The organism is Pseudomonas sp. KK4 (assembly GCF_001984065.1).
Classification (GTDB): Bacteria; Pseudomonadota; Gammaproteobacteria; order Pseudomonadales; family Pseudomonadaceae; genus Aquipseudomonas.
Map to the genome: position 1 here is coordinate 1 of NZ_LYVP01000173.1, position 8,482 is coordinate 8,482.

At 62.2% G+C, this 8,482-nt stretch carries 7 protein-coding genes; 4 read left to right on the forward strand and 3 right to left on the reverse strand.

Annotated features, from left to right (window positions below):
* Positions 1-134: 134 nt before the first annotated feature.
* Positions 135-407 (reverse strand): hypothetical protein, encoded by a 273-nt coding sequence (locus tag B0W55_RS27685; protein WP_077049090.1) that lies wholly within the window; start codon positions 405-407, stop codon positions 135-137.
* Between the two features lie 296 nt (positions 408-703).
* On the opposite strand from B0W55_RS27685, the gene B0W55_RS27690 reads away from it, so the two are divergent.
* The 3 genes from B0W55_RS27690 (at position 704) to B0W55_RS27700 (ending at position 3,898) form a co-directional block, all read left to right on the forward strand.
* The gene (locus B0W55_RS27690) at positions 704-2,065 is read left to right on the forward strand and encodes an MATE family efflux transporter (RefSeq protein ID WP_077049091.1); all 1,362 of its coding nucleotides are present in this window, start codon (positions 704-706) and stop codon (positions 2,063-2,065) included.
* Between the two features lie 126 nt (positions 2,066-2,191).
* On the forward strand, positions 2,192-3,157 hold the full coding sequence (locus B0W55_RS27695; protein WP_083743238.1) for an alpha/beta fold hydrolase: 966 nt from the start codon (positions 2,192-2,194) through the stop codon (positions 3,155-3,157).
* A gap of 171 nt (positions 3,158-3,328) precedes the next feature.
* The gene (locus B0W55_RS27700; protein ID WP_077049092.1) at positions 3,329-3,898 is read left to right on the forward strand and encodes a YceI family protein; all 570 of its coding nucleotides are present in this window, start codon (positions 3,329-3,331) and stop codon (positions 3,896-3,898) included.
* A 24-nt stretch (positions 3,899-3,922) separates the two neighbouring features.
* Here the strand turns inward: B0W55_RS27700 and B0W55_RS27705 are convergent, their stop codons facing one another.
* On the reverse strand, positions 3,923-6,019 hold the full coding sequence (locus B0W55_RS27705) for a C1 family peptidase (RefSeq protein ID WP_077049093.1): 2,097 nt from the start codon (positions 6,017-6,019) through the stop codon (positions 3,923-3,925).
* 327 nt (positions 6,020-6,346) lie between these two features.
* Between B0W55_RS27705 and B0W55_RS27710 the strand changes: the two genes are divergently transcribed.
* Positions 6,347-7,573 carry an MFS transporter gene (locus B0W55_RS27710; protein ID WP_077049094.1) on the forward strand — a complete coding sequence of 409 codons (1,227 nt, stop codon included), beginning with the start codon at positions 6,347-6,349 and terminating at the stop codon, positions 7,571-7,573.
* Between the two features lies 1 nt (position 7,574).
* Here B0W55_RS27710 and B0W55_RS27715 read toward each other — a convergent pair whose 3' ends face one another.
* On the reverse strand, positions 7,575-8,432 hold the full coding sequence (locus B0W55_RS27715) for a LysR substrate-binding domain-containing protein (protein ID WP_077049095.1): 858 nt from the start codon (positions 8,430-8,432) through the stop codon (positions 7,575-7,577).
* Between the last annotated feature and the right edge of the window lie 50 nt (positions 8,433-8,482).

Here is an 8,482-nt window from a genome sequence, read left to right on the forward strand (position 1 = left end):
ACGGCAGGCCGCTACCGGCCCGCACACAAAAAAACTGACACTCCCAAATTAGGCGGAAGCCATCGACGGTGTTGGTTTGACTTGTTTGGTAGCCCGAAAAAAAACAGGCGCCTGACAAGGCGCCCGTTCCTATTTTATTTCGCTACCTGCGCCCGCAACCGCCGCCCAATCACATCCATCAAATCACACCCATCGCGCAACGGAATAACCAGCAGTCTGCAAAAATCCGCCAACACCACCGTGTCGCACCCAATCTCGGCACGATAGGCAATGTTCTCCAGTACCTGGGTAACTGTCCGAATACGGTAATCCGCAGTGGCCTGTAGTACATCGAGTGGGGCTTGAGTGTCGATGAGCAGGGAGGCTGGAACCAGGTCGATTCCGGTAAGAGGCATGTATCGATTCATAAGAATGATCTCTATGTTATTGGCCCTAGGCCGTCAGTTCGTCATTCTCCGTTCTCAGGTCGCCAAACCCGAATCGCCATCAGGGCGACGGCGCTGACTATAAGCCGTTTGCAGCCGCGCAGAACAGGTGAGCAATTCCGAGCTTTGTGTAGGACCGGTGTTGAAGAAATCTCAGACCTTTCCCCTCTATTCCCCACGAATTAAACACAGACCTTAAAAGTACATTGCTCCCTGGCCACAACTCACCGAAGCTACCCTCTATCAACACTCCCGCCGTCGAGATGGACCTCCATTCCATGCAAACCCCAGCCAAACCCCAACCCTCCCTCTGGAAAACCTACCTGCTTTTCCTCGCCCCGATGGTGCTGTCGAACTTCCTGCAATCGATGTCCGGCACCGTCAACTCCATCTACATCGGCCAAATGCTCGGCACTCAAGCGCTGGCGGCCGTGTCGGGCATGTTCCCCATCGTGTTCTTCTTCATCGCCCTGGTCATTGGCCTGGGCGCTGGCGCGGGGGTGTTGATCGGGCAGGCCTGGGGCGCGCGGGAGGGGCATTTGGTGAAGGCCATTGCCGGCGCAACGCTGTTGTTGGGGGTGTTGATCGGGTTGGTGGCGGCGGTGGTGGGGAGTGTGTTTGCGAGGTCCGCATTACAAGGGTTAGGGACGCCGGCGGACGTGCTGGACGATGCGGTGGCGTATGCCCATGTGATGTTGTGGTTCATGCCGTCGCTGTTGGTGTTTGTGTTGTTTACGCAGTTGCTGCGCGGGGTGAGTGACACGCTGTCGCCGTTGCTGGCGCTGCTGGTGTCGACCGCGATCGGCCTGGCGCTGACGCCGGCGTTGATTCGCGGCTGGCTGGGGTTGCCGCCGCTGGGGATTCAGAGTGCGGCATTCGCCGGGTTGGCGGGCAACCTGGTGGCGATGGGGTGGCTGGTGTGGCGCTTGATTCGCAAGGGCCATCCCCTGGCACCGGACCGAGAGTTCTTCGCCGCCATGAGGCTGGACTGGGCGATCCTCGGCAAGGTGCTGCGCATCGGTTTGCCCACTGGGTTGCAGATGGTGGTGTTGTCGCTGTCGGAACTGGTGATCCTGGCGCTGGTGAACCAGCACGGTTCCCAGGCGACGGCGGCCTACGGCGCGGTGACGCAGATCGTCAACTACGTGCAGTTCCCGGCGCTGTCGATCGCGATAACGGCGTCGATTCTCGGCGCGCAGGCGATCGGCGCGGGGCGGGTGGAGCGCATCGGGCCGATCCTCAAGACCGGGCTGATGATCAACGTGTGCCTGACCGGTGGTTTGGTTGTGTTGGGGTATTTGCTGTCGCACTGGCTGCTGGGCTCATTCCTGACCGAAGACGCGACCCGCAGCATGGCCGAACACCTGCTGCACATCATGCTCTGGAGCCTGCTGGTGTTCGGCTTCCAGGCGATTATCGGCGGCATCATGCGCGCCAGCGGCACGGTGATGGTGCCGGTGGCGATTTCCATCGTGTGCGTGGTGGGCGTGCAGCTGCCGGTGGCCTATCTGCTGGATGCGCGGTTCGGGCTGCAAGGGGTGTGGATGGCGTTTCCGGTGGCGTACCTGGGGATGCTGGCGTTGCAGACGCTGTATTACAAACTGGTGTGGCAGCATCAGAAGATTGAGCGGTTGGTGTAGGAGCGGTGTGTATCGCCGTGTAGCTTTACCCCTCAACATACGAAGGAATACAAAACCCCGCATCGGCTGATACATCCCGGTGGCAAGGTCTACCCCTACCTTCCACCCATCAGTCGGAGTCCTCTGATGAACAAATTGCTGTCCGCCCTGGCCCTCGGCTGCGCCCTGGGCCTGTCACTCGCCAACACTGCCCAGGCTGCCGAATCGGCCAGCCATTCGCAGGTTCAGATGTCGGTTGCCTACCGCAGTATCCAGGTCGATGGCCTGACGATCGCCTATCGCGAAGCCGGCTCGCCGACGGCGCCCACCTTGCTGTTGCTGCACGGGTTCCCCAGTTCTTCGCGCATGTACGACCCGCTGCTGGCACGGCTGGCGCAAAACTATCATCTGGTGGCGCCAGACTATCCGGGCTTCGGCCATAGCGATGCGCCGGACCCCAAGGCGTTCGATTACACCTTCGATCACCTGGCCAGCGTGATGCAGCACTTCACCGAGGCCCTGGGCCTGAACCAGTACTCGCTGTATGTGCAGGACTACGGCGGCCCGGTGGGCTTTCGGATGATGCTCGCGCACCCTGAGCGGTTGCAGACGCTGATCGTTCAGAACGCGGTATCCCATGAAGATGGCTTGGGGCCGTTGTGGCAGAAGCGCCGCGAGTTCTGGGCCAATCGGGCGGCGAACGAGGCGGGGTTGCGGGCGAGCTTTTTCTCGTTGGCGACCACCCGGCAACGGCATGTCGGCGCCAACCCGAATGTCGAGGTGTTCAACCCGGATTTGTGGACCGACGAATTCAATTTCCTGAACCAGCCGGGGCAGGCGGATATCCAGAGCGACCTGTTCTACGACTACCGCAACAACGTCGCCAGCTATCCGAAGTGGCAGGCGTGGCTGCGCGCGCATCAACCGCCGACGCTGGTGGTGTGGGGCCAGTTTGATCCGTCGTTCGATGTGGCTGAGGCTGAGGCGTATCGAAGGGATCTGCCGAATGCGGAGGTTCATGTGCTGGAGGCGGGGCATTTTGCGCTGGATGAAAAGCCTGGGGAGATTGCGGTGTTGGTGGGCGACTTTCTGGGCAGGCATGTGGGGCGATAGTGCCGACGCGTTCGATTTGATGTTGATACATGGATTTTTCCCAGACGCAGGACAGGGAAGTCATCGGCGGGCGTGGCAGCGGCCTGGATTTGACGGGGGTGAGCGGCAAGTTTCGATATCTGTGCAAGACTTATCGGGTTCTCATGGCGTCCACCCAGCCTGGAGTGTCTCATGCCCCCTCGAATCCCGCGTTTCACGGCATTGGCCGCCATCGCTGCACTGGCGATGGCGCCCGGCGCTCAAGCGGCTGAATACGCCAACGTGAACCCCAACGCCAGCACCATCAGCTTCACCTACGACCAGATGGGCTCGCGGGTGTATGGCACCTTCGACAAGTTCGAGGGCGACCTCGATTTCGACACCACCCGTCCCGATACAGCCCACGCGAAACTGACCATCGAGCTCAGCAGCATCAATGTCGAGAGCGAGGACGCCAAGACTGAACTGCCCAAGCCGGCCTGGTTCGATACCGCGACCTACCCGCAGGCGATTTTCGAATCGACCCGATTCAAGGACCTGGGCAATCACCGCTACTCGGTCACCGGCAACCTCACGCTGCGCGGGCAGACACGTGAGGTGCAGGTGCCGGTGATGCTCAAGGCCGAGGGCGGTATCGGCATTTTTGCCGGCGAACTGACGGTCAGGCGCAACGATTTCAAGATCGGTGAAGGCGAGTGGGCCGACAGCGTGGTGTCCAACGACATCAACATCCAGTTCCGGATGGTGGCGCCGCAGCGCTGAGCGGGACGGCCCAGGCCTCTTCTTTCAGGCCTTCTTCGCCTTCGCTGCGGCGGCTTTCTTGGGTCTGACAGTGCGCGGAGCTTTTGTCCCCACGGCTGCACCCGAGGCGCCGCCCGAGCCGATGATGTTGGCTTTGCTCTTGAGCACCTGCGCGACGATCCGTTTTTGTGTGGGCTGATCGTTGTCGAAGCCGCCGTGGGTCGAGTTGATCGACTGATCGGACGGCGTGGTGACGTAGGTGAAGTTGGGCTGGGTGAACACCGGAGAACGCCGGACGTATTTGTCCATGCCCAGGATCGGCGTGCGCACGCCAGCCTCGAACGATTCCGAAACCAGATACAGCAGTGAGCGCAGGTAAGGCTTGCAGGTCGGGTCCTGGTTTTCTGCCTGGTCGGTCAAGGAGAACTGCAGGTAGTTGTCCACGGTCTTGCTGATCAGGTGCGGCAGCACCAGGCGCTCGAAAGTGTCGACTCGAACGGCCGGCGCCATCAGGCTCAGCGACGCAAAGCGCAGGCCGGCCGAGGCAAGGCGGTCGATGATGAAGCTGTGAACGATCGATCCCGCCGAATGGCCGATCAGGTGCAGGCGGAATCTGCCGATCTTGCCGGAGTCGAGGAAAGCCTTGTGCAATATCTGCAAGCCGCTGCTCGGGTTACCGCTCAGGGCGTCGGCGTTCTGTTTCATCTCGCCCCACAGCAGAGTGCCGGGTGCAGACAGCGCGCGTTCCAGGCGCTTGTCATAGAACTGTTTGACCGCATCGCCCAATTCGGAAAACACCCCGCCGGTGCTGCGCGGTACTTGTTTCCAGGCATCGACGATCAGGTTGAGCACCGTGGTCATGGCGCCGGTTTCCCACATCAGGAAGATCGGGAAGATTTTGGCGTCGTAGAGCAGTGGTACCCATTCTTTGGCTGCCGCGGCGGCGGCTTTTTCGTCGTTGAGACCGCCGTGGGCGTAGATCGCGATGTCGATGGGGTCGTTGGCCGACAGGTTCCAGCGCTTGCGCGCTTCACCGAGGTGGAAGTCGACCAGGTCCTTGACGTCGTCGGGGCGGGTGCGGAAGTCGCCGGTCTGGCTCAGCTCGCCGTTGTTGCCCAGGTCGATGATGAAGGGGTTGATTTCGCGATTGGCCAGCACTTCCGAGGTGGCGACCACGACGTTGCCGGCCGGGTTTTCGCGCAGGGTGGTGGCTTCGGAAATCGCCGTGTGTTCGGCGGTGATCACCCCTAGTTGCGGCGCCCAGCAGTCCATCGCGTTTTGCTGCCAGTCGGAGTAGGTGAGGATCGCGTAGCCGGCGCTGCCCCAGCCGGTGCCCCAGGAGTTCTGGATCAGGAAGCCGTCCTCGTTGTAGCCGACGATCACGAAGGCATGGCCACCGTCGTCCAGGCCGGCTTTTTGACTGGGGATGCGCCAGTAGTCGTCCCAGGCACCCGGTGGCGTGGCCAACTGCGCAGCCTCGCTGGCGGCGGTGGTCCAGCCGCTGTGGCAGGCGGCGCTGGCGTAGAGCACGCCCAGGTCATTGAGGGCCACGTGCATGTCGCTGATCGACAGCGGGTCGACCCGGTAATAGGCGCCGAGCGGGCGTTGCACCGAGTCGATCCACCAGTCGGTGTCGGGCAGGTTGGTCGCGGTGGGCATGTCCAGGTTCGGCCACAGATCCGCCGCGCAGGCCCCTTGTTTGTACCAGCCCTTGAGCGCGCCGCGCAGGGTCGAGCCGTTGTCGGAAAAATCAGGGTCCGGCTTGCGATCAGGATCTCGGGTGGGGTTGGGCGCTTCGGGAATTTCATCGTAGCGCCGTGCCATGCTGTAGAGCATGTAAGGCGAGATGGCCGGTTTGTTTTCCCGTTTGCCTTTGCTGAGCAGGTATTCGATGACCGTCGACAGGGCAAAACCGGTGCAGGCCTGGGTTTGCAGTTGGTTCTTGATGCTCATCCACAGCGTCGGCATCAAGGCCTTGACCGGTTGCAGGCCGACCGGCGGCTGATAGAGCCGGTCACGCATGTCCAGTTGATCGGGGCACACCGGGCGGCGGCGGATCAGGCTTTCAGAGATGGACGGCGTGATTTTCTTGCGGGGCTTGGCTTTGGCGGCGGGGGCAGCCTTGCGAGGGGCGGTGGCCATCATGGCTCCTTTGAAACTTTGCGGGTGCAGGTTCAGGGGGCGCGTCAAAGTACGGTAGATGAAGTGGGGCAGGTTTCAAGTCGGGGCGCACGGGTGCGCGTGCTTTTCTGTAGGAGCGAGCTTGCTCGCGATGGTCGTCAACGATAACGCTGGGCAACTGAATGCCCGAGTTGTCCCGACGTTCATCGCGAGCAAGCTCGCTCCTACAGAAAAGCGCGCGATGTGGCATTGCGGAACGATCACTCCGCAGTGATCGGACCTGCGCCCCGTTTTTCCGCGCGCGCGGGGTACCTAGCATGGCTCCACTCATTTCTGTGGAGCTTTGTCATGAACGATATGCATGCAATACCGGGCGACGCCGCGTTGGCGCCGGCCGGGTCATCCTCCTGGCGCGACTGGTTGTCGGTGTTCAGCGTGGCGCTGGGCGCCTTTGCGTTTGTCACCACTGAATATTTGCCGGTGGGGGTCTTGCCGCAAATTGCCAATACCCTGGGCATCAGCGACGGGGAGGCGGGGTTGATGGTGACTGTGCCGGGGATCGTCGCGGCAGTGGCGGCGCCGGCGATCATGTTGGGGGCCGGGCGCATGAATCGCCGGCAGCTGCTGCTGTTGCTGACGCTGTTGCAGGTGGCGGCCAACCTGGTGTCGGCGGTGGCACCGTCGCTGGCGATCATGCTGGTGGGACGTGCGTTGTTGGGCGTGGCGCTGGGTGGTTTCTGGGCGGTGGCGATTGCGGTGGCCGGGCGATTGGTCAGTGAATCGAAAGCGGCGAAAGCCACGGCATTGATCTTTGCGGGCATTACCCTGGCCACGGTGTTTGGTGTGCCGTTCGGAACTTTGCTGGGGGATCTGTTTTCCTGGCGGGTATCGTTCGCGGTGACGGCAGGGCTGGCGGTGTTGGCGCTGATCGCTCAGGGGCTGACGTTGCCGTCGCTGCCGTCCCGGGACGGCTTGCAGGTGCGGGCACTGTTGAGTTTTCTGACGCGAAGCAATGCCCGGCGCAGCATGTTGCTGCTGGCGTTGGTGGTGGCTGCGCACTTTTCGGCGTACACCTACATCGCGCCGTTTCTGAGTCGTGAAGCGGGTTTCTCCGGTAGTGCAATCACCTCCATTCTGTTGGGCTTCGGCCTGGTGGGCATGTTGGCCAATTTCGCCATGGCCAGGGGCGTGGCGCGGCATCTGCGGCTGTCGTTGGGCGCGGTGATTGTGTTGATGGTGATCGCCCAGTTGGCCTTGCCACAGTTGCGAGGTTCGAGTGCGGCGGTGGCGCTGGCGGTGCTGGCGTGGGGCGTGGCTTATGGAGCGATTCCCTTGGGCGTCAGCACCTGGATGCAGCTGACTTCGCCGCAGTTACCAGAGGCCAGCTCGGCCATGCTGGTGACCATGTTCCAGGTGGCCATTGCGTCAGGGTCATTGGTTGGCGGCCTGATGGTCGATCATCAAGGCGTGCCGTCGGCGCTGTGGCTGGGCGCTGGCATCGGCCTGCTGGGGTTGGCGTTGATGCTCAGCTTCGGCCTTGGCAAGGCGCCGATCGCCGAGACCTTGCAGTGCTGATTCAGCCCTTGAGAATGTTGTCCTTGAAGTAATCGATCAACACCCGCAGCCTCGGTGCGGTCTGCTTCGACGCAGGCCAGAGCATCCACAGGTTGCCGGTGTGGTCGGTGTAATTCGCCAGCAACACCTTCAGCCTGCCGTCGGCCAGTGGCTGGCGGATTGAAAAATCCGGCAGGCAGGCAATCCCCACCCCATCCATCGCCAGGTACGTCAGCGGGTCCATCGTGGTGCAGATCAGCGCCTTCGACAGATTCGGCTCGATGTGCATATCGCCGACCCGCAGCGGCCAGCGTTCGATCATGCCCGTGGCCGGGAACTTGTGCAGCAGGCAGACGTGGCGGATCAAGTCATCCGGGTGCGTCGGTTCGCCGTGCTGTTGCAGGTACTCGGGCGATGCCACCAACTGCAATTGATAGCCTCCCAGCTTGCGCGCCATCAGCCGCGAATCCTGCGGCGCGCCGGTGCGGATCACCGCATCGAAGCCTTCCTCGATCACGTCCACCATGCGGTCGGACATGTCCACGTCCAGCTCGATGTCCGGGTAGGCGCGCATGAACCCGGCCAGCACCGGCATGATCAGCACGTTCTGGATCGGCACGCTGATACGCACCTTGCCCCGGGGGTTGGCGGACAGCTCCAGCAATTCCATCTGCGCGGCTTCCACTTCGCTGAGGATGCGTTTGCAGCGGTCCAGGAACAGCTCGCCTTCGGTGGTCAGGGTGACGCTGCGGGTGCTGCGGTGGAACAACCGCACGCCGAGGCGCTCCTCCATGCGCGCCACACTCTTGCCCACGGCGGAAGCCGAGATCTCCAGCAGGCGCCCGGCTTCGGTGAAACTGCGGGTTTCGGCCACCTGGATGAAGGCGGTGTGTCAGGCACAGGTGATGTTGGCTGGGCTGGCCTCTTCGC